Source organism: Mycobacterium paraffinicum (genome assembly GCF_001907675.1).
Taxonomy (GTDB): domain Bacteria; phylum Actinomycetota; class Actinomycetes; order Mycobacteriales; family Mycobacteriaceae; genus Mycobacterium; species Mycobacterium paraffinicum_A.
This window is the reverse complement of sequence record NZ_MPNT01000007.1, coordinates 163,081-183,780: the sequence shown is the minus strand read 5'-3', so window position 1 is coordinate 183,780 and position 20,700 is coordinate 163,081. Positions and strand designations below refer to the sequence as shown.

Annotated in this window: 18 protein-coding genes; 15 read left to right on the top strand and 3 right to left on the bottom strand. The window is 67.7% G+C overall.

Going from position 1 to position 20,700, the window contains the following annotated elements:
* Positions 1-130: 130 nt before the first annotated feature.
* From eccD to BRW65_RS10485, 10 genes are all read left to right on the top strand, one after another.
* Positions 131-1,642 (top strand): type VII secretion integral membrane protein EccD, encoded by a 1,512-nt coding sequence (eccD, locus tag BRW65_RS10530; RefSeq protein ID WP_073874269.1) that lies wholly within the window; start codon positions 131-133, stop codon positions 1,640-1,642.
* Positions 1,620-3,467 (top strand): type VII secretion-associated serine protease mycosin, encoded by a 1,848-nt coding sequence (locus BRW65_RS10525; protein WP_073874267.1) that lies wholly within the window; start codon positions 1,620-1,622, stop codon positions 3,465-3,467. Before eccD ends, BRW65_RS10525 begins: the two co-directional genes overlap by 23 nt.
* Positions 3,468-3,486: 19 nt before the next feature.
* Entirely contained in the window at positions 3,487-4,683 is a 1,197-nt protein-coding gene (eccE, locus tag BRW65_RS10520) for a type VII secretion protein EccE (RefSeq protein ID WP_073874265.1), read from the top strand.
* Complete coding sequence (gene eccA / locus BRW65_RS10515) at positions 4,680-6,512, top strand: type VII secretion AAA-ATPase EccA (protein WP_073874263.1); 1,833 nt, start codon at positions 4,680-4,682, stop codon at positions 6,510-6,512. Before eccE ends, eccA begins: the two co-directional genes overlap by 4 nt.
* Before the next feature lie 404 nt (positions 6,513-6,916).
* Complete coding sequence (locus BRW65_RS10510) at positions 6,917-7,201, top strand: WXG100 family type VII secretion target (protein ID WP_073874261.1); 285 nt, start codon at positions 6,917-6,919, stop codon at positions 7,199-7,201.
* A 618-nt stretch (positions 7,202-7,819) separates the two neighbouring features.
* Positions 7,820-9,079 carry a PPE family protein gene (locus BRW65_RS10505; RefSeq protein ID WP_073874259.1) on the top strand — a complete coding sequence of 420 codons (1,260 nt, stop codon included), beginning with the start codon at positions 7,820-7,822 and terminating at the stop codon, positions 9,077-9,079.
* Positions 9,080-9,144: 65 nt separating this feature from the next.
* Positions 9,145-10,557 carry a PPE family protein gene (locus tag BRW65_RS10500; RefSeq protein WP_073874257.1) on the top strand — a complete coding sequence of 471 codons (1,413 nt, stop codon included), beginning with the start codon at positions 9,145-9,147 and terminating at the stop codon, positions 10,555-10,557.
* A gap of 96 nt (positions 10,558-10,653) precedes the next feature.
* Positions 10,654-10,977: a DUF732 domain-containing protein gene (locus BRW65_RS10495; RefSeq protein ID WP_073874255.1), complete on the top strand. Its 324-nt coding sequence runs from the start codon at positions 10,654-10,656 to the stop codon at positions 10,975-10,977.
* A 90-nt stretch (positions 10,978-11,067) separates the two neighbouring features.
* Entirely contained in the window at positions 11,068-11,388 is a 321-nt protein-coding gene (locus tag BRW65_RS10490; protein WP_073874253.1) for a DUF732 domain-containing protein, read from the top strand.
* A 158-nt stretch (positions 11,389-11,546) separates the two neighbouring features.
* Entirely contained in the window at positions 11,547-12,257 is a 711-nt protein-coding gene (locus BRW65_RS10485; RefSeq protein ID WP_073874362.1) for an MgtC/SapB family protein, read from the top strand.
* On the opposite strand, the gene BRW65_RS10480 is transcribed toward BRW65_RS10485, so the two are convergent.
* The gene (locus tag BRW65_RS10480; protein WP_073874251.1) at positions 12,254-13,450 is read right to left on the bottom strand and encodes an NAD(P)/FAD-dependent oxidoreductase; all 1,197 of its coding nucleotides are present in this window, start codon (positions 13,448-13,450) and stop codon (positions 12,254-12,256) included. The genes BRW65_RS10485 and BRW65_RS10480 overlap by 4 nt on opposite strands.
* Positions 13,451-13,544: 94 nt before the next feature.
* Between BRW65_RS10480 and BRW65_RS10475 the strand changes: the two genes are divergently transcribed.
* On the top strand, positions 13,545-14,483 hold the full coding sequence (locus BRW65_RS10475) for a sterol desaturase family protein (protein ID WP_432206413.1): 939 nt from the start codon (positions 13,545-13,547) through the stop codon (positions 14,481-14,483).
* 94 nt (positions 14,484-14,577) lie between these two features.
* Positions 14,578-15,258: a hypothetical protein gene (locus BRW65_RS10470; RefSeq protein WP_073874246.1), complete on the top strand. Its 681-nt coding sequence runs from the start codon at positions 14,578-14,580 to the stop codon at positions 15,256-15,258.
* Positions 15,259-15,263: 5 nt separating this feature from the next.
* On the opposite strand, the gene BRW65_RS10465 is transcribed toward BRW65_RS10470, so the two are convergent.
* Positions 15,264-15,719, bottom strand: a complete 456-nt coding sequence (locus BRW65_RS10465; RefSeq protein ID WP_073874243.1) for a nitroreductase/quinone reductase family protein — start codon at positions 15,717-15,719, stop codon at positions 15,264-15,266.
* Between the two features lie 113 nt (positions 15,720-15,832).
* Here BRW65_RS10465 and BRW65_RS10460 point away from each other — a divergent pair, with 113 nt between their 5' ends.
* The 3 genes from BRW65_RS10460 to BRW65_RS10450 all read left to right on the top strand — a co-directional run bounded on the left by BRW65_RS10460 (position 15,833) and on the right by BRW65_RS10450 (position 18,650).
* On the top strand, positions 15,833-16,516 hold the full coding sequence (locus BRW65_RS10460) for a TetR/AcrR family transcriptional regulator (protein ID WP_208611783.1): 684 nt from the start codon (positions 15,833-15,835) through the stop codon (positions 16,514-16,516).
* A gap of 120 nt (positions 16,517-16,636) precedes the next feature.
* Positions 16,637-17,137 (top strand): VOC family protein, encoded by a 501-nt coding sequence (locus BRW65_RS10455; RefSeq protein ID WP_073874238.1) that lies wholly within the window; start codon positions 16,637-16,639, stop codon positions 17,135-17,137.
* A 49-nt stretch (positions 17,138-17,186) separates the two neighbouring features.
* On the top strand, positions 17,187-18,650 hold the full coding sequence (locus BRW65_RS10450) for an FAD-binding protein (RefSeq protein WP_073874236.1): 1,464 nt from the start codon (positions 17,187-17,189) through the stop codon (positions 18,648-18,650).
* Between the two features lie 61 nt (positions 18,651-18,711).
* Here the strand turns inward: BRW65_RS10450 and BRW65_RS10445 are convergent, their stop codons facing one another.
* Complete coding sequence (locus tag BRW65_RS10445; protein WP_073874234.1) at positions 18,712-20,637, bottom strand: ABC transporter ATP-binding protein/permease; 1,926 nt, start codon at positions 20,635-20,637, stop codon at positions 18,712-18,714.
* Positions 20,638-20,700: the final 63 nt, after the last annotated feature.

The window sequence follows — 20,700 nt, the reverse complement described above, 5'->3', positions numbered from 1 at the left end:
AGATGGAATTCGGAATAGTCGAGCTGCGCTTTCCCGGGGGCCGCAGCGCCCCGGAGAGTCGGCCGGCGCAGACTCCCGCCCGGTCGGCGGCACGGGGTTACACATTCACGACGGTAAGGGGTTCAGGGCGATGACTGCGGTAGTTGAAGCGCTACAGCCTGACGTTGAGGGTATTTCGCAGCCTCGGGCGGTCGTGGTCGGCGTTATGGCCGGGGCGGGCGTACAGATCGGCGTCCTGCTGGACGCCAACGCCCCCGTCTCGGTGATGACCGAGCCGCTGCTGAAGGTGGTGAACAGCCGGCTCAGGGAGCTCGGCGAGACGCCGCTGGAGGCTACGGGCCGTGGCAGGTGGGCGCTCTGCCTGGTTGACGGCAGTCCCTTGCGGGCCACCCAGTCCCTGACCGAACAGGACGTCTACGACGGCGACCGGCTGTGGATCCGGTTCATCCAGGACACCGAGCACCGCTCGCAGGTGATCGAGCACATCTCCACCGCTGTCGCGGCAAATCTGAGTAAGCGGTTCGCCGCCATCGACCCGGCCGCCGCGGTGCAGGTCGGCGCGTCGATGGTGGCGGCCGGGGTGACCGCCGCCTCGGGCTTGCTGCTCTGGTACCGGTGGCACCACAACTCCTGGCTGCCGACGGCGTACTCCGCGGTGATCGCCGCGGTGGTGCTCGGCGTCTCGTTGATGCTCCTGATGCGGGCGCGCACCGACCAGGACCGCCGCATCGCCGACATCATGCTGCTGAGCGGCCTGGCGCCACTCACCGTCTCGGCCGCCGCGGCCCCGCCCGGCGGGGTGGGGTCCCCCCATGCGGTGCTCGGCTTCGGCGTTCTGACCATCGCTGCCATGCTCGCGCTGCGTTTCACCGGTCGGCGGCTGGGGCTTTACACCGCCCTCATCACCGTCAGCGTGGTCACCGCGATCGCGGCGCTGGCGCGGATGGTCGCGATGACCGGCGCCGTGACGTTGCTGAGCAGCGTGGTGCTGCTGAGCGTGCTGGTCTACCACACCGCGCCCGCCCTCTCGCGACGGTTGGCGGGCATCCGTCTGCCGGTGTTCCCCTCGGCGACCAGCCGGTGGGTGTTCGAGGCCCGGCCCGACCTGCCCACCACGGTGGTCCGCTCCGACGGTGGGCCCCCGGTCCTCGAGGGTCCGGCGTCCGTCCGCGACGTCTTGGTGCAGGCCGAACGCGCCCGCTCCTTCTTGACCGGCCTGTTGATCGGTCTCGGCGTGTTGATGGTCGTCTCGTTGACGGCGTTGTCGGACCCGCACACCGGTCAACGCTGGCTACCGCTCCTGCTGGCCGGATTCAGCGCCGGGTTCCTGATGCTGCGCGGGCGCTCGTACGTCGACCGTTGGCAGGCGATCACCCTGGCCGTGACCGCCGTCCTCATCGTCGGTGCGGTCGTGGTGCGCTATGCGCTCGTGTTGCAGTCGCCCCTGGCCGTGTCGATCAGCGCGGCGATCCTGGTTCTGCTGCCGGCGGCCGGCCTTACGTCCGCGGCCGTGGTGCCCAACACCATCTACAGCCCGCTGTTCCGCAAGTTCGTGGAATGGATCGAATACCTCTGCCTGATGCCGATTTTCCCGCTGGCATTGTGGTTGATGAATGTCTATGCAGCAATCCGCTACCGGTAGTAGCAAGTTGTGGCGAGGGCGCGCATCCGCTGCGGCCCTCGCCGCAATCTTGCTCGCCTCAGGAGCATTGGCCGGCTTGCCGCCCGCCTCTGCGATCTCACCGCCGACGATCGATCCCGGAGCGGTGCCGCCCGACGGCCCGCCCGGGCCGCCGGCGCCGATGAAGCAGAATTCGTACTGCACTGAGGTCGGGGTCCTGCCCGGCACGGACTTCCGGTTGCAGCCGAAGTACATGGACATGCTGAACCTGCAGGAGGCGTGGCAGTTCGGGCGCGGTGCCGGCGTGAAGGTGGCCGTCATCGACACCGGGGTGAGCCCGCACCCGAGGTTTCCGCACCTGATCCCCGGCGGGGACTACGTCATGGGCGGTGACGGACTGTCGGACTGCGATGCGCACGGCACGATCGTGGCGTCGATGATCGGCGCCGCTCCGGCGAACGGCGCGGGGGTGCCACCGGCTGCGCCACGGCGGCCGGTCACCATCCCCACCACCGAACCGCCACCGAAAGCGCCGCCGCCACAGACGGTGACGTTGTCGCCGTTGCCGCAGACCGTGACGATGGTTCCGCCCACCGAGGAGCCGCCGGCTCCGGGACCGTTCGGGCTGCCCCCGGCGGCCCCGCCGCCATCACCGCAGCAACCCGCGGGACCAGCCCCGGGGCCGCCGGCCGGGCAGGCCCCCGCGGGGCAGGCCGGTGGCCAGGCCCCGGCGGCCAGTCACGGCGGTGGCACGGTGACGATCCCGAGCTTCTCGGGTGGAAGCCACGTGGTCGGGGTTGACTACCCGCGCCCGTTGGACCCGCCGCCTCCGCCGCCCCCTCCGCCACCGGCGCCGTCGGCCGGCCCCGATGCGTTCAGTGGTGTCGCGCCCGATGTCGACATCATCGCGATCCGCCAGTCCAGCCAGGCCTTCGGCCTCAAGGACGCCTACACCGGCGACGAGGACCCGCAGACGCGGGCGAAGATCGACGGTGTTCAGACGATGGCCCGGGCGATCGTGCACGCCGCCAACATGGGCGCCCAGGTCATCAACATCTCGGATGTCACCTGCATGAGCGCGCGCAACATCGTCGATCAGCGCGCGCTCGGTGCGGCGGTGCGCTACGCGGCGGTCGACAAGAACGTCGTCATCGTGGCCGCGGCGGGCGACACCAACAAGAAGGACTGCAAGCAGAACCCGCCGCATGATCCGTTGCAGCCCAACGATCCTCGGAACTGGAACGCCGTCACCACCGTCGTGACGCCGTCCTGGTTCAGCGACTACGTCCTGACGGTGGGGGCGGTCGACGAAGACGGCCGACCGCAGACCGGCGGTCAGGGTCAGGGCTCGACGAGCGTGGCCGGTCCGTGGGTGGGCATCGCCGCGCCGGGTACCGACGTGGTCGGGCTGTCCCCGCGCGACGACGGCGTCATCAACGCGATCGACGGACCGGACAACACGCTGCTGGTTCCGTCCGGCACCAGCTTCTCGGCCGCGATCGTGTCCGGCATCGCCGCGCTCGTCCGGGCGAAATTCCCGCAGCTGTCGGCATACCAGGTCATCAACCGGTTGACTCGCACCGCCCGCGCACCGGCGCGCGGCGTGGACAACCAGATCGGCCACGGAATCGTCGACCCGGTCGCGGCACTGACGTGGGACGTACCCGAAGGACCGTTGAAGCCGCCGCAGCAACTTTCAGCCCCGCTGAACATTCCGAAGCCCGCCCCGAACCGGGATATGGTGCCGGTGTGGGTGGCCGGCGGAGGCTTGCTCGCGGCGTTGCTGATCGGTGGGGGCGTGTTTGGTACGGCGATGCTGATGAAGCGATCGCGGAAGCAGCAATAAGGGCGGAGCGGTAACAGTCATGAAAGCTCAGCGCAAACTTGGGTTGTCGTTGTCGTGGCCACGGGTCACCGCGGTGTTCCTGGTGGACATCGCCATCTTGGTGGTGGGCAGCCACTGCCCGGAGTCCTGGCAGGGCACCTATCGCATCGCGTTCTGGGTGGGTGTCGGCCTCGCGGTGCTGGTCGCGTTGTTCTCCCTGGTCACCTACCACGGCGTCACAGTGACCTCGGCGTTGGCCACGTGGCTGTGGGATTGGTCCGCCGATCCGGGCACCGCGCTCGGCGCCGGCTGCACGCCGGTGCTCGACTACCAGCGCAGGTTCGGGCGCGACAAGGTCGGCGTGCGCGAGTACGAGGGCCAGCTGGTCTCGGTCATCGCGGTGAACGGCGGCGACGACGACCCGTCGTCGCGCCACCGGCACCGGAACTCGTCGCCCACCCTGCTGGTGCAGGCGGTGGCTGATGGCTTGCGGCAGTTCGACATTCACCTCGATAACATCGACATCGTGTCGGTCAAGGTGCGCCGCGGCGGCAACGCCGCGGAGTTGTCGAAGCTCGACGACTGGGGCCCCGAGGAGTGGGAGGTGGCCAACGGCGAGCCCACCTCCTACGTTCGCCGCACCTGGCTGGTGTTGCGGATGAACCCGCAGCGCAACATCGCCGCGGTCGCGGTCCGCGATTCGCTGGCTTCCACTTTGGTGGCCGCCACCGAGCGGCTGGCCCAGGATCTCGACGGACTCACCTGCGCCGCAAAGCCTTTGACCGCCGAGGAGATCAGCGAGGTGGACCGCGCGGTGCTCGCGGATCTGGAGCCCACCTGGAGCCGGCCCGGCTGGCGCCACCTGAAGCACTTCAACGGATTCACCACCAGCTTCTGGGTGACGCCCGCCGACATCACCACCGACACGATCGACGAGTTGTGGCAGGCGGACACGGTCGCCACGGTGCTGACCGTCCGGCTCACCGCCCCCGCGGGCCGGCCGCAGGTGTCGGCGTGGGTGCGCTACCACACCGAGAAGCGGCTGCCCCGGGACATCTCCGCCGGCCTCAACCGCCTCACCGGACGGCAGTTGGCCGCGGTCCGCGCGAGCTTGCCCGCCCCCGCGACCCACGCGTCGCTGGTCGTGCCGAGCCGTGCCGTGCGTGACGACGACGAGCTCACGCTGTCCGTCGGTCAGTTGCGAGAGAGCCCGGCGGGCGTGCCTGTGGCGCAATGACGCGGCCGCAATCGACCGCTGAGGGCGCCCGCAACGCAATGGTCGCCGGCCTGCTGGCATCGGGGATATCGGTCAACGGGCTGCAACCCAGTCACAACCCCCAGGTTGCGGCGCAGATGTTCGCCACGGCGAGCAACCTGGACCCCGGCATGTGCGACGCATGGCTGGCGCGACTGCTGGCGGGCGAGCGCAGCATCGAGGTGCTTGCCGGCGCATGGGCGTCCATCCGGACACTCGGATGGGAGACCCGAAGGCTCGGCGTCACCGACCTGGAGTTCCGTCCGCAGGTGTCCGACGGGCTGTTCTTGCAGCTGGCCGTCACCAGCGCCGAGTCATTGGCGTGTGCCTACGCGGTCGTTCTGGCGGAGGCCAAACGCTACGAGGAGGCGTCGGAACTGCTCGACGGGGTCGAACCGCGACAGCCCTTCGAGCAGGAACTGGTCGACTACGCGCGGGGCGTGTTGTATTTCCGCACTGGACGGTGGCCGGATGTGCTCAACCAGTTCCCCGAAGGCAAGGTCTGGCGTCAGCCGGAGCTGAAGGCCGCCGGCGCAGCGATGGCGACGACGGCGCTGGCATCGCTCGGCGTCTTCGAGGAGGCACTGCGACGCGGCAAGGACGCCGTGGAGGGCGACCGGGTGCCCGGCGCGGCCAACATCGCCCTGTACACCCAGGGCATGTGCCTGCGCCATCTGGGCCGCGAGGATGAGGCCGTCGAACTGCTGCGCCGGGTGTATTCGCGCGATCCGAAGTTCGGCCCGGCCCGGGAAGCGCTGGACAATCCGAACTATCGACTGGTCTTGACGGACCCGGAAACCATTGAGGCGCGGACGAATCCGTGGGACCCGGACAGCGCCCCGACCCGCGCCGAGACGGAGGCCGCTCGTCACGCGGAGGAGGCCGCGAAGTACCTGGCCGAGGGTGACGCGGAGCTCAACGCGATGCTGGGCATGGAACGCGCCAAGCGGGAGATCAAGCTCATCAAGTCGACGACGAAGGTGAACCTGGCGCGCGCCAAAATGGGTCTGCCCGTGCCGGTTACGTCGCGCCACACCCTGTTGTTGGGTCCGCCCGGGACCGGTAAGACGTCGGTGGCGCGGGCCTTCGCCAAGCAGCTGTGCGGCTTGACCGTGCTGCGCAAGCCGGTGGTCGTGGAAACCAGCCGGACCAAGCTGTTGGGCCGCTACATGGCCGACGCGGAGAAAAACACCGAGGAGATGCTCGAGGAAGCTCTCGGCGGGGCGGTCTTCTTCGACGAGATGCACACGCTGCACGAGAAGGGCTACCAGCAGGGCGACCCCTACGGCAACGCGATCATCAACACCTTGCTGCTGTACATGGAGAACCATCGCGACGAACTCGTCGTCTTCGGTGCGGGTTACGCGAAGGCGATGGAGAAGATGCTCGACGTGAACCAGGGTTTGCGCCGGCGGTTTTCGACCGTGATCGAGTTCTTCAGCTATACCCCGGACGAGCTGGTCGCGTTGACCCGGTTGATGGGCCAGGAGAACGAGGACGTCATCACCGAGGAAGCCGCCCACTCGCTATTGCCTTCCTACACCAGGTTTTATCTCGACGAGAGCTACTCCGAAGACGGCGACCTGATCCGCGGAATCGACACCCTCGGAAATGCCGGCTTCGTGCGCAACGTGGTGGAGAAGGCCCGCGATCACCGCAGTTTCCGCCTGGATGACGAGGACCTCGACGCTGTGCTGGCCAGCGACGTCACCGAGTTCAGCGAGCGTCAACTGCTGCGGTTCAAAGAGCTGACCGAAGAGGATCTCGCAGAAGGCCTGAGTGCGGCGGTCGCCGAGAACAAGTCGACGTAGTTCGGTCCCGGTGCTGCCGCGCGGGATTGCCCGAGCCGCACGTATGAGCCGTCCGCCGGAATGGTCGTTGGCACAAGTGATTTGGCATCTGCGCGCCGCATTGGGCGAAAAACTCCTTGGGCATCCGGCGGCCACGGCGGCGGGAATCCGGTGTCCGCGGCCACTGGGCTGACATAGGGCGGGCAAACCAAGGAGCTGGGCTGCCGGCGGGTCTCCCTAACGGAGCGTCGGCGAGAAATGTCGTCCCTCGGCAACCTCGCTGCCGTCGGATCCGGGCGGTCAGGCCAGCCGCGCATTGGCGATGAGCAGGGGAAACGGCTTCCCAGGAAACTGCCAGCAGCTAATCAGCGGCGGCGCAGTTTACTCGATTTACCCTTCGTGAGGGTGAACAGTAGGGGTACGGGATGGCAATTAACTATCAGTTCGGCGATGTCGACGCCCACGGCGCCACGATTCGCGCCCAGGCCGCGTCTTTGGAGGCGGAGCATCAGGCCATCGTTCGCGATGTGCTTGCTGCGGGTGACTTCTGGGGCGGCGCGGGTTCGGTGGCCTGCCAGGAGTTCATCACCCGGTTGGGGCGCAACTTCCAGGTGATCTACGAGCAGGCCAACGCCCACGGGCAGAAGGTGCAAAGCGCCGGCAGCAACATGGCCAGTACCGACAGCGCCGTCGGTTCGAGTTGGGCTTAATTGCGTCTGCGACCGAGGTAACCACTTCGAGCCGGCGCGCGAACGGCGGGGCGAGCGGGTAGGCCCGCTTATTTGTGGTATTTCGCGGACATTGTTGTGTTCTTCGATATGCGTCGAGGAGGTTCATCGCTTACACTCTCTCGCATTAATTAAAGTTTTTCATCGAAATCCCTGATACGCGGATTCCGGGAATTAATCCATGCTCAGATATTACGGTTTACTAATCCGTCGTGAACCGTCGCTCTGTTATCTCTGTAACGCAGATCACCTGGTCAAATGCCACGGTATTGCATAGTCGGTTGCACAAAGTTCTCACAGGAGTCAACGGCGCAGTGACATTCACTGTTTACATTCCGTTAGCGCGATGGGAACGCTGACCGAATACTTTTCGCTCACGATGATTCCATATTGATCGAGCGCCATGGATTTAGGCGGGTGCCGATCGCGCCGGGGGATATCAGCCAAGGGAGAGAATGGCCTGTTGTGTGCGATATGCGAAATAAACCCGTGGCTTCTGTAGTCGATTGCATGTGTTTCCTTAGAACCGCGGCGCGGATGCGGCCGAGGCAGCAAAGCCGCGCCTACCATGGCGGCCACTTGCGGGACCGGAGGTAGTAGATGCTGGATTTCGGAGCACTTCCGCCGGAGGTCAACTCGGGGCGGATGTATATGGGTGCGGGCTCGGGTCCGCTGCTGGCCGCTGCGGCGGCCTGGGACGAGCTCGCCGCGGAGCTGCAGGCTGCGGGCACGTCGTACAACGCGACGGTCGAGGAGCTGGCGACCGGGCCCTGGACGGGCCCGTCGTCGATCGCGATGGCCGCCGCCGCGGCGCCCTACGTCGCGTGGATCTACGCGACTGGCGCCCAGGCGGAAGTGGCGGGCGCCCAGGCCAAACTGGCCGCGGGCGCCTACGAGGCGGCCTTCGCGGCCACGGTGCCGCCGCCGGTGATCGCGGCCAATCGCGCCCTGCTGGCGGCCCTGATCGCGACGAATATCCTGGGGCAGAACACCCCAGCGATCGCCGCCACCGAAGCGCAGTACATGGAGATGTGGGCGCAGGACGCCGCCGCGATGTACGGCTACGCGGCGTCGTCGGCGACCGCATCGCAGCTGACACCCTTCGCCGAGCCGCCCCAGACCACCAACGAGTCGGCCGGGCCGACGCAGGCGGCCGCCGTCACCCAGTCGAGCGCGCAGTCGGGCGCCAACACCGCCACGCAGCTGTCCCAGCTGAGCACGACGATGCAGACCGCGGTGAATGCCGGCAACGCGGCGCCGAACGCCGGAACAACCGGGACCGGCCTCACCACCGGAATCGGGCAGAACCTCGACTACTGGAACAACATCTGGTCGGTGCTGACGGGCCCGTATTCCCCCCAGTCGTGGACCAGCGTCCCGGGCGGTCCGTTCCTGTCGTTCGGTCAGGCGTATGCGTGGGGTCAGAACGGCCAGAGCGCCGCTGCGTACCTGTCCGGCCCCAAAGCGATCTCTGGCGCTCTCGCCCCGCTGACCAGTGGCTCGAGTGCGGTGAAGCCGATGCTCAGCTCGGCCGTGGGGCCGGTGTCCGGATCCATGGGGGAGGCGCGCGTGATCGGGAGCATGTCGGTGCCACAGGGCTGGACGCAAGCGGCTCCGGCGATTCGAACGATCGCCCAGGTGCTGCCGACCAATCTGGCCGCCGCACCCGCCGCTCTGGCCGGCGAAGAGGGCGTCTTCAGTCAAATGGCCCTGTCCAGCTTGGCGGGACGTGCGATCGCCGCCAGCGCGACCCACTCCGTCGGTGGCACCGCCGCGGCGGCCGGCTCACTGGGCGGCGCGGTCGCCGAGGCCGACCCCGCCGCGGCCACTATCATCGTCATCCCTTACATCGAGGAGTGATGCGATGACCACCACCCACAGCAGCCCAGCAACGTCGACCCAAGCGCCTGAGTAAGGGGACAGCAATGTTTTACGGAGCCTTTCCGCCCGAGTTCAACTCGGGCCGGATGTACACCGGGCCGGGAGTGGGTTCACTGGTGGCCGCGGCGACGGCCTGGGAGAACCTGGCCACCGAACTGCAGTCCACCGCCACCGCCTATTCGGGGGTGATCTCCAGCCTGACAACCGGGCCGTGGGTGGGTCCGTCATCGATCGCCATGGCTTCCGCGGCGTACCCCTACGTCGCCTGGATGCAGCAGACCGCCGCCCAGGCCCAGGAAGCCGCGAGCCAAGCGTCCGCGGCGGCCGCGGCCTACGAGACGGCGTTCGCCGCCCACGTGCCGCCACCGGTGATCGCGGAAAACCGCGCCCTCTTGGCACAGCTGATGGAGACCAACCTCTTCGGGCAGAACACGGCGGCGATCGCCGCCACCGAGACCCAATACGGCGAAATGTGGGCCCAAGACGCCGTGGCCATGGACACCTACGCCAGTTCGTCGGAGGCGGCCACTCGATTGACGCCGTTCGCCGAGCCGCCGCAGACCACCACCGGCACGGGCAACACGATGCAAGCGGCCGCGATGAGCCAAGCCGCGGGCACGTCGGCCGGCAGCGTGGGGTCGACCATCAACGCGGCGGCGACCTCGCTCACCGCGGGCCCGGGCAATCCGATCCTGGCATGGCTCTCGCAGCTCGCCACCCAATACAACACCGCCCTCACGACCTTCTTGAAGGGCTTCGGCACCACGCCGGGCGGCACCCCGCTGATCACCGCCATGTACAACGCGGTCAAGGTGCCGCTGGGGTTGACCACGCAATTCAACGACGTCGGGCTGCTGATCAACTTCCCCCTGTCGCAGTGGCTCAAATTCGCCCCACCTATCGCGTATGGGGCGTTGCCGAAGGATGCGCTGGGGGCCGGCCTCGGGGTGCTGGGCTTCGGCCGGGGGACGCTGTACGACGCGATCAGCCCGGCGGCGGGCTTCGCGCGTGGCACTTTGGTGGGGCAGTTGACCGTTCCGCCCAGCTGGGCGTCGGCCACACCGGCCATCAGGACGGTTGCCGCCGCATTGTCGGCCGCCGGACCTGACGCCGTACCCGCGGCCGCCCTGGGCGAGGGCAGCCTGTTCAGTTCGATCGGGATGGCGGGAATGCTGGGCAGCGCGCTGGGCGCGGGCGGACCGACCGTGGTGGGCGCCAGCGTGCGCAACCGGATGAAGCCGATCAAGGACCTCAAAGACAAGCAATCGCCGGAACAACTGAAACGTCTGGTCGCGCAGATATCGGAAAAACCCGAAACCGTCCAGCACCACAATGTCGACCAGGAGGGACTCGACGCCCTGCTCGAGCAGCTGGCGAAGAAGCCCGGCATCCACGCGGTGCACCTGAAGAAGGGAGACAAGTCCAAGGTCCTGCCCGCCGACGCCCAGTTGGGTTGAGGGGCAAGGTCATTCGATATCTAGGTGTGGTCCGTCAAACGGTTTGGCGTGCCACCTCTCCGGTCCTCTTGCCGCCGCGATGAAAGAAGGTAGGTAATGAAACGACTACTGGCGCTAGTGGGCGCCTCCCTCGCAATCGGCCTGGCCGCACCGGCATACGCGGGTCCGCCGCCGGAGCCTGACGGTGACGACGGCGCGTTCCTCTCCGCCCTGCATCAAGCCGGCTTCACCTTCGCCAGCCCGGACGCTGCCGTCGGGGCGGGCCGGGCCGTGTGCTCGTGTCTGAACAACGGCGAGTCGGGCCTGGAGCTAGTGCACGACGTGAAGACGCACAACCCGGGGATGGACATGGAGATGGCTTCCAACTTCGCGATGATTTCCGCGAAGTACTACTGCCCGCACCATCTCAGCAAAGCCTGAGCCGCGCCGGCCGAGTTGAGCTGAATGATAGGCGATTCGGGCGCGATTCCGCGCTGCGCTCGGCCGGCCGTCGTGGGACAATCCTCGGCTATGAGGCTGCTGGTGGCGTTGATCGGCGTCTGGACGGTGATCGGGCTCGCCGCGCCGGCCTACGCGGATCCGGATACCGGTGCCGTCGACCAGGCGAGCTTCCTCGCCTCGCTGCGAAGCGCGGGCATCACCTATAAGACGCCCGACGCGGCCGTCCAGTTCGCCAGGGCCGTGTGCGAGTCGATGAACAGCGGCGAGTTCGGACCCCAGATGGTCAGCGAATTGCAGGCCCAGAACCCCGGACTCACCGCCGATCACGCGACGTCGTTCCTGGCGATCGCCGCGAAATACTATTGCCCTCAGAAGCTCATCGCACGATAACGCGGCGCCCGTCGTGACCGCGGCGCAACGCCAAGGCGCACCGAAGGTTTCGCGCGCGTTGCCGCATCGCATCCGGTTCGGTTAGGGTCCACCCGCTGTTTACCTCGGCCTGATTAGCTGCGGCTGCGCCCACAGGGTGATGAGGGGAAGGAGTGCCGATGGACACGCTGAGCGTCGCCGACTTCGCGCTCCGGCTCGCGGTCGGAGTGGGCTGCGGCGCCCTGATCGGTCTGGAGCGGCAATGGCGGGCGCGCCGGGCCGGCCTGCGCACCAACGCGCTGGTGGCCGGCGGCGCGACGTTGTTCGTGCTGTACGCCGCGGCCACCACCGACAGCAGCCCCACCAGGGTCGCGTCGTATGTGGTGTCCGGCATCGGGTTCCTCGGCGGTGGCGTGATCCTGCGCGAGGGAGTCAACGTCCGCGGCCTCAACACCGCCGCGACCCTGTGGTGCTCGGCGGCCATCGGCGTCCTGGCAGCTTCCGGGCATCTGGTCTTCGCGTTGATCGGCACGGGGACCGTCATCGGCATTCACGTGTTGGGGCGCCCGCTGGGCCGCCTGATCGACCGCGACAACACCGGCGACGAAGACGAAGGTCTGCGGCCCTACCTGGTGCAGGTGGTCGCCCGCCCGAAGCACGAGAAGTACGCGCGCGCCCAGATCGTGCAGCACGCGAGCGGCAACGACATCACGCTGCGCGGAATCCACACCGCGCACGCCGGCGACGACGAGGCCACGTTGACCGCTCACCTCCTCATGGACGGGGACGCCCCGGCCCGGCTGGAGCGCCTGGTGGCCGAGCTCTCCCTGCAGCCGGGAGTCCGCGCGGTGCAGTGGTACGCCGGCGACGAAGTCCAGCCAGACCGCTAGGGACGCGACTGCAGCTCCGGCGCGGCCGCCGCCAGCAGGTCGGCACGGTTGCCGGTCAGCGGCGGGTAGATCCGCCTCGTGTTGATCGTCCGCTTGGCGTCCTTGGCCCGCGCGCCGCTGGATACGACCACCCGATCCCACCCTTCGGTATAGACCGCGCCCGCCGGCCCGAGATCGAGAACCGTGACATACCAAGGGATTCGGAGGGGCAGCAGGGGCTGTCCGAACAGGTCGCTGATGACATTGTATCCGGCGTAGCGGCCCATGGGTCGGCCGTGTTGGCACGACATCACCGAGAGGTGGTCGTCGTCCATGCGAGCGGCCGCGACGTCGCCCGCGGCGAAGACCCCGGGCACCCCGACGACGCGCAGACAATCGTCGACGGGCACGCGCCCCAGGGCGTCGCGGGTCGCGGGCAGTTGCTCGGTCAGCGGGCTGGCCCGCATGCCGGCACACCACACCACGGTGGCCGCCGCCAGGCGCTCGCCCGAAGTGAGTGACACACCGGCCTCGTCGATCGCGGCGACGCCCACCCCGGCCCGGGTTTGCACGCCGTTGGCCGACAGGGCCTCTGCGATCACCGGGCGCGCCGAGGCGCCCATGTCGGAGCCGATGCGGCCGCGATCCAGCAACACCACCCGGGGGTCGACGCCACTCGCGGCGAACAGCCGCCGCAATCTGTTCGGCAGTTCACAGGCCACTTCGATCCCGGTCAGCCCCGCCCCGACCACGACGACCGTGCCGGCCGCGGCCGTCGGCGCACCGTCGGCCAGCCCGCGGAGGTGGTCGCGCAGCGCCAGCGCTCCGTCGTAGGTGTCGACGTCGAAGGCGAACTCCCGCAGGCCCGGTAGGGCGGGTTTGACCACGCGGCTGCCCGACGCCAGCACCAGCCGGTCGTAGGCGTACGTAACACCGCCCGAGGCGGTGACGGTGCGGGCGGCTGTGTCGATGCCGGTCACCTCGGCGGCGACGTGTGCCACCCCGGCCGGGTCCAGCAGGTCGGCCAGCGGGATGCGGCAGGGGGCCAGGTCCGCCTCGTAGTTGCGCACCCGGATGTCGTGGAAGGGTTGCGCGGACAACACGGTGATGTCGACCGTGCCCGCCGGGATGGCGAGTTCGTCGAGCCGGCGGGCGGCCCCGAGTGCCGCCCACAGTCCGGCGAACCCCGAACCGATCACCACCACCGCGCTCACTGCTCGACACCTCACGTCGGTCGATCCGTCCCCACAGTGTGGGCCGCATGCCGGACCAAGGCGACCCGGTCTCCCGGTCAGTCGTCGTAGTCTTATGCCTGTGAGTGCGCTTTCAGATGTCGTGTCCGCGCTGCCCCCGCAGATGCGGGACCCGGTGCTGCTCGCCATTCCCTTCTTTTTGTTGCTGTTGACCCTGGAATGGGCGGCGGCCCGCAAGCTGGAAAGCATCGTCGCCGACGCCCGGCCGGCCGCCGGCGCGTACCTCACCCGCGACTCGCTGGCGAGCATCTCGATGGGGCTCGTCTCGGTGGGCACCACCGCCGCTTGGAAGACGCTGGCGTTGCTGGGCTATGCCGCCCTGTACACGTATGTGGCGCCCTGGCATCTCTCGGTCGGCCGATGGTACACGTGGGTGATCGCGCTCGTGGGCGTCGACCTGCTGTATTACGCCTATCACCGGATCGCGCACCGGGTCCGATTGATCTGGGCGACGCACCAGGCGCATCACTCCAGCGAATACTTCAACTTCGCCACTGCCCTGCGGCAGAAGTGGAACAACAGCGGCGAGATCTTGATGTGGGTTCCGCTGCCGCTGCTGGGGATCCCCCCGTGGATGGTGTTTTTCAGCTTCTCGATCAGCCTCATCTATCAGTTCTGGGTGCACACCGAGCGGATCGGCAAGCTGCCCCGGCCGTTCGAGTTCGTCTTCAACACCCCGTCGCACCATCGCGTGCACCACGGGATGGACCAGATCTACCTCGACAAGAATTACGGCGGCATCCTCATCATCTGGGATCGGCTGTTCGGCAGCTTCCAGGCCGAGCTGTTCCGGCCGCACTACGGGCTCACCAAGCGGGTCGACACATTCAACATCTGGAAGCTGCAGTCCCGCGAATACGTCGCGATCGCCCGTGACTGGCGTTCGGCGACTCGGCTCCGCGATCGGTTGGGCTACGTTTTCGGGCCGCCCGGTTGGGCGCCGCGCACCGCGGACCGGATCGAGGCGGCCGTTCCGGTGGCGACCTCGCCGTAACGCCGATGGCGGACGGCGCGAAGACTTCTGCGTAACGGAAAGTCACGCCGTAATCTCAGATCGGTCGAGATTTGGCCCGGACGGATCGGAGTTCATGGTGCGTCGCCTGGCACTGCGCGCGATCACCGCGTCGATCGCCGTCGCCGCGCTCGCACAAGCGCTGCCGCCTGCGCCGGCCGAAGCCGATCCCGTCATGGTTTATCCGGGCATGGAGATCCATCAGGGCAACCGCGTTTGCACGCTGGGTTACGTCGACCCCGGCCTGAAGATCGCCTTCACCGCGGGGCACTGCCGGGGCGGCGAGGGGGTGGTCACCGACCGGGGTGGAGCGGTCATCGGGCGCCTGGCCGCCTTCCGGGACAACACTCCCAGCGGGACGACGGTGGCCACCGACCAGTTGATCACCGACTATGAGGCGATCGTGCTGGACAACGGCGTCATGGCGAACAACGTCCTGCCCGGCGGGCGGCAACTGATCTCGAATCCGGCGGCCGCGCTGGCACCCGGGCAAGCGATCTGCCATTTCGGCGTGAGCACCGGTGAAACGTGCGGGACGGTGGAGAGCGTGAACAACGGCTGGTTCACCATGTCGCACGGCGTGCAGAGCCACAACGGCGACTCCGGCGGCCCGGTGTACCTGCCGTCGAGCGCCGGCCCCGGGCTGCTCGTGGGGATCTTCAACAGCGTCTGGGGCGACTTTCCGGCTGCGGTGTCGTGGCGGGCGACGTCCGAGGAAGTCCGTGAGGATCTCGGGGTGGCGCGGGGCGTCCGGTAGGTCAGTCAGCGGATCGCGTCCGCCTCGGCCAGAGCGAACACCGGGATGGTGGGCGCGGCAGCGCGGAACTGCTCTTCAGTGCTGTCCGGGGTCAGCCCGGCGACGTACTCCTTGACCTGCCAATACCAGCGGTCCAGATAGCGTCGCAGCAGTTCCGGCTTGGCCGCGTCGGCCACCTCGCTGACCCGGGCGCGCCGCCTGCGCCACCGGGGGCCCGTCTCGACGACGCCCGCGGCGCGCACGTTGCGCGCCCATTGGGTGTTGCCGCGGGGGGAGACCAGGTAGTCCACTCCGTCGACGGTCAGCAGATTGATGACCACCGCGCGCGGCTTACCGCTCTTGCGCCCGCGGACCCGCAGCGCACGAGTGCCGGCGATGCTGACACCCATCTCGGCGAGCCAGCGGATCACCGCGTTGGCGGCCCGCGCGGCCCGGTTCGGTTCGTCGTATCGCGTAGCCATGTCGCGTCCTCTCTCGCAAACCTAACGAGAGCAGTGCTCTCTTTGCTCGCGACACTGCCATAGTCCTGGCCGGAAAGCAAGAGCGGTGATCTCGGTTGTGCCAGACTGACCGCGTGGGCAAGCGGCAGGACACCCGGGAGCAGACCGAGGCGCGCATCATCCAGCTGGGCCGCCGGCAGCTGGTGGAGCGCGGGGCGGCCGGGCTGTCTGTGCGGGCGATCGCCCGGGAGCTCGGCATGGTGTCGTCGGCCGTGTACCGGTATGTGTCCAGCCGCGACGAGTTGCTGACGTTGCTGCTGGTCGACGCCTACTCGGACCTGGCCGACGCCGTGGACCGCGCACGCGAGACGGTCGGCGAACTCTGGAGCGACGACGTCATCGCGATCGCCCGGGCGACCCGGCGGTGGGCCGTGGCGCACCCCGCCCGCTGGGCCCTGTTGTACGGCAGCCCGGTGCCGGGGTACCACGCACCGCCCGAGCGCACGGTGGCCGTGGGAACCCGGGTGGTGGCGGCCTTCTTCGACGCCGTCGCATCCGGGATCGCCACGGGGGACATCAGGCTGACCGATGTCGTTGCCCCCCAACCGATGTCGTCGGACTTCGAGCGGATTCGCCACGAGTTCGGATTTCCCGGCGACGACCAGGTGGTCGCCAAGTGCTTTCTGCTGTGGGCGGGGGTGCTGGGCGCTATCAGCCTCGAGGTGTTCGGGCAATACGGCAGCGACACCCTGACCGACCCCGAGGCGGTGTTCGACGCGCAACTGCGACTGCTGGTGGGCATGCTGAGTCAGCATTGACCACCCCGGACCGGAACTAGAACGTGTTCACCGAGCTCTCGGGGATTAAGCCGGGGCCCAGTGGGCAAAGTATTCGTGGCCCTTTCTGGCGGCCGCCGCACTGGACTATCCTGCGAGACGATGACCCTCTCCGTTCAGTCCCCGACGCAGATCGCGTGGGTGACCACCGACCTCGATGCCACCGAAACCGCCCTCACCGGCCTGTTAGGTGTGCGCAAGTGGGTGCGGATACCCGAGGTGCACTTTGCTCCGGAGTCCTGCAGCTACCTCGGCGAGCCCGCCGATTTCGTCGCCAGCATCTCGCTGAGCTATCTCGGAGACATGCAGCTGGAGCTGATCCAGCCGGTGCGCGGAAAGAACATCTATAGTGACTTTCTGCGCGACTCCGGGCAGGGCTTGCACCACATCTGCATGGAGGCCGAGAGCCCCGAGCAATTCGACGCGGCGTTGGCGGAGGCGGGCGCATTCGGGGCGTCGGTCGTGCAGCAAGGCGTGATGCCCGGCGGGATCCAGTTCGCCTATGTGTCGGCCCCGCAAGCGGCGGTGCCGTTCGTGGAAATCGCCTACATAACGCCCGAAATGAGGGCGTTCTACGACTACATCAAACAGGAGCAGCGGTGAGCCGCGTCGGCGACGATGCGCTGCACAGCGATGAAGGGAAGTGGCGCCAGTGAGCACCGACATTCCGGCAACGGTCAACGCGGACGACGTCGCGTCGTGGTCCGATGAAGTCGACGTGGTGGTGGTCGGCTTCGGCATCGCGGGCGGCTGTGCGGCCGTCAGCGCCGCGGCCGCCGGGGCGCGGGTGCTGGTGGTCGAGCGCGCCGCCGTGGCGGGCGGCACGACTTCGCTTGCGGGCGGCCACTTTTACCTCGGTGGGGGCACGGCGGTCCAGCAGGCGACCGGCCACCCCGATTCGCCCGAGGAGATGTACAAGTACCTGGTGGCCGTGTCCCGGCAGCCGGACCACGAGAAGATCCGCGCCTACTGCGAGGGCAGCGTCGAGCATTTCAACTGGCTGGAAGACTTGGGCTTTCAGTTCGAGCGCAGTTACTTCCCGGGCAAGGCGGTCATCCAGCCCAACACCGAAGGCCTGATGTTCACCGGTAACGAAAAGGTGTGGCCGTTCCTGGAGAAGGCCGTGCCCGCGCCGCGCGGCCACAAGGTTCCCGTGCCCGGTGACACCGGGGGTGCCAGCATGGTGATCGATCTCCTGCTGAAACGGGCGGCCAGCCTGGGTGTGCAGATCCGGTACGAGACCGGAGCCACCGAGCTCATCGTGGACGGTTCGGGCGCGGTACGCGGTGTCAGGTGGAAGCAATTCGCCGAAACGGGTGCGATCAAAGCAAAGTCGGTGATCATCGCTGCCGGGGGATTCGTGATGAACCCGGAGATGGTCGCTCGATACACGCCGAAGCTGGCCGAGAAGCCGTTCGTGCTTGGCAATACCTACGACGATGGCCTGGGGATCCGCCTGGGCGTATCGGCGGGCGGCGCAACCGAACACATGGACCAGATCTTCATCACGGCCCCGCCCTACCCGCCGTCCATCCTGTTGACCGGGATCATCGTGAACAAGCTCGGCCAGCGCTTCGTCGCCGAGGATTCCTACCACTCGAGGACGTCCGGGTTCATCATGGACCAGCCGGACAGCGCGGCGTTCCTCATCGTCGACGAGGCGCACCTGGAGCACCCGAAGATGCCGTTGGTTCCGCTGATCGACGGCTGGGAATCCGTCACGGAAATGGAAGCGGCACTTGGCATTCCGGCGGGCAACCTGGTGGCGACGCTGGACCGCTACAACGCCAACGCCGCCCGCGGCGAGGATCCCGACTTTCACAAGCAGCCCGAATTCCTTGCGGCGCAGGATCAAGGCCCCTGGGGCGCGTTCGACATGTCACTGGGCAAGGCGATGTACGCCGGTTTCACCATCGGTGGTCTGGCCACGTCCGTGGACGGTGAGGTACTGCGCGAGGACAAAACCGTCGTGCCGGGGCTGTATGCGGCCGGCGCCTGCGCCTCCAACATCGCCCAGGACGGCAAGGGCTACGCCAGCGGGACGCAGCTGGGGGAGGGCTCGTTCTTTGGGCGCCGCGCCGGAGCGCACGCGGCGCGAGGCGCCGGGGGCGCGTAGGCGCGTTACGACACCGCGCCGGAGCGCACGCGGCGCGAGGCGCCGGGGGCGCGTAGGCGCGTTAGACGCCCGCGGGCTCTTTCTTCTCCTCCACGGGGCCCAACCGCCAGGGGCCACCTCCGAGCAATTGCAGTTCTTGTTCGTGGTGCTGCTCGACCGTGGGCCGATGACTGACGCTGACCACCACGCAGTCCGGTAGCTCGGTCCGAATCAGTTGGTAGAGCGCGAATTCCAGGCCTTCGTCGAGCGCGGAGGTGGCCTCGTCCAGGAAGACGGCCTTCGGCTTGGTCAGCAGGATGCGGGCAAAGGCGACCCGCTGCTGTTCGCCGGGGGAGAGCACCTTGGCCCAATCCCGCTCTTCGTCGAGCCGGTCGAGCAGCGGGGCCAGGGCCACTTTGGTGAGTACCTCACGCAACTCGTCATTGGATACGCCGTCCGGCGAGTTCGGGTAGCACACCACCGTGCGCAGGCTGCCCAGCGGCACGTACGGCAACTGTGAGAGGAACATCGTCGCGTTCTCGCCGTCGGGACGACAGAGGGTCCCGGACGCGTACGGCCACAATTCGGCCAGGCTGCGCAGCAGGGTGGTCTTGCCGGCGCCCGAGCGCCCGGTGATGACCAGCGAATCACCCTCGGCCAGTTGGACATCCAGCGGATCGATCAGCCGGTCGCCGGCCGGGGTGCGCACCTCGACGTCGCGCAGCTCGACCGCCGTCTCCTCGCTCGGCTTGACCAGCATGGTCGGCAGCGCACGGCCCTGACTGTTCGCGTCGACCAGGCCGTGCAACCGGATGATGGCCGCCCGGAAGGCCGCGAAGGCGTCGTAGTTGTTGCGGAAGAACGACAACGAATCGTGAATGTTGCCGAAGGCGGTCGCGCTCTGGCCGACGTCGCCGAAGTCGATCTGCCCGGCGAACAGCCGCGGCGCCTGAATCACCCACGGCAGCGGGACGATCGCCTGCGACACCGACCAGTTCCAGCCGTTGAAGATGATGGTCCGGCGCACGAACTTGCGGTAGTTGTCGATGATCGGGGTGAACCGCCGCCACAGCTGCGCCCGCTCGACTCTTTCACCGCGGTAGAAGCCCACGGCCTCCGCGGCGTCGCGCAGTCGCACCAAGGCGTAGCGGAAGGCGGCGTTGAGTTTCTCGTTGTTGAAGCTGAGCCAGATCAGCGGATGCCCCAACCAGATGGCGACCAGCGTGGCGATCAACACGTAGACCAGGACGGTCCAGAACATCGCGCGCGGTAACTCGACGCCGAGCACGTTCAAATTTCCGGACAGGTTCCACAGGATCGCGGCGAAGGAGATGACCGAGGCCACCGCGTTGACGGCCCCGAACAGCAAGGTGCTGCCGGTCCCGTTCGACGGGATGTTCGGGGTGCCGCCCGCATTGGCGGTGAAGATGTCGATGTCCTGCTGGATGCGCTGGTCGGGGTTGTCGATCGTGTGGTCGATGAACAGGTCGCGATAGTAGGCCCGCCCGTCGAGCCAGTCGTCGGTGAGATGCGACGTCAGCCACATGCGCCAGGCGATGATGAACCGTTGCGTCAGATAGATGTCGATCATGAACCGGATGACATAGAGGGTGGCCAGCACGCTGAAGATCGCGATGGACATCCAGAAGCCGTGAATGCCCGACTGTTTGACCGCGTCGTCATCGGCCGCTACGCCCTGGACCGCCTTCTGCACCGCGGTGTACAGGTCGTTGCCCTGGTAGCTGAGCAGCACCATCAGCCGCACCGAGAGCAACACCGACAGCAACAGCACGCCCAGCATCACCCACACCCCGATGCTGCGCGTCCCGACGAAATACCCGCGCGTGATGCGCCAGAATTGCCGGCCCCACGGCGTGAGATACCTGAACAGGACCAGCGCGACGAACAGGCAGACGGCGCTGATCAGCCACGCGATGGCGACCCACCGCAAGGAATCCACGGCTGCCGCCGACCAGTTGATCGAGGGCTTGAACGGCTTCGGGCCCATGGTCGCTGTCTCCTCACGGTCGAGCTGCTGGACTTGGCTGGGACTTCAAATCCTCCGGCGAAG

Coding starts and splice junctions, on each gene's coding strand:
- BRW65_RS10475 (WP_432206413.1), top strand. CDS start 13,545: ATGCCTGTGAGTGCGCTTTCAGATGTCGTGTCCGCGCTGCCCCCGCAG.
- eccA (WP_073874263.1), top strand. CDS start 4,680: ATGACGCGGCCGCAATCGACCGCTGAGGGCGCCCGCAACGCAATGGTC.
- BRW65_RS10505 (WP_073874259.1), top strand. CDS start 7,820: ATGCTGGATTTCGGAGCACTTCCGCCGGAGGTCAACTCGGGGCGGATG.
- eccD (WP_073874269.1), top strand. CDS start 131: ATGACTGCGGTAGTTGAAGCGCTACAGCCTGACGTTGAGGGTATTTCG.
- BRW65_RS10485 (WP_073874362.1), top strand. CDS start 11,547: ATGGACACGCTGAGCGTCGCCGACTTCGCGCTCCGGCTCGCGGTCGGA.
- BRW65_RS10465 (WP_073874243.1), bottom strand. CDS start 15,719: ATGGCTACGCGATACGACGAACCGAACCGGGCCGCGCGGGCCGCCAAC.
- BRW65_RS10470 (WP_073874246.1), top strand. CDS start 14,578: ATGGTGCGTCGCCTGGCACTGCGCGCGATCACCGCGTCGATCGCCGTC.
- BRW65_RS10445 (WP_073874234.1), bottom strand. CDS start 20,637: ATGGGCCCGAAGCCGTTCAAGCCCTCGATCAACTGGTCGGCGGCAGCC.
- BRW65_RS10500 (WP_073874257.1), top strand. CDS start 9,145: ATGTTTTACGGAGCCTTTCCGCCCGAGTTCAACTCGGGCCGGATGTAC.
- BRW65_RS10510 (WP_073874261.1), top strand. CDS start 6,917: ATGGCAATTAACTATCAGTTCGGCGATGTCGACGCCCACGGCGCCACG.
- eccE (WP_073874265.1), top strand. CDS start 3,487: ATGAAAGCTCAGCGCAAACTTGGGTTGTCGTTGTCGTGGCCACGGGTC.
- BRW65_RS10455 (WP_073874238.1), top strand. CDS start 16,637: ATGACCCTCTCCGTTCAGTCCCCGACGCAGATCGCGTGGGTGACCACC.
- BRW65_RS10490 (WP_073874253.1), top strand. CDS start 11,068: ATGAGGCTGCTGGTGGCGTTGATCGGCGTCTGGACGGTGATCGGGCTC.
- BRW65_RS10525 (WP_073874267.1), top strand. CDS start 1,620: ATGCAGCAATCCGCTACCGGTAGTAGCAAGTTGTGGCGAGGGCGCGCA.
- BRW65_RS10495 (WP_073874255.1), top strand. CDS start 10,654: ATGAAACGACTACTGGCGCTAGTGGGCGCCTCCCTCGCAATCGGCCTG.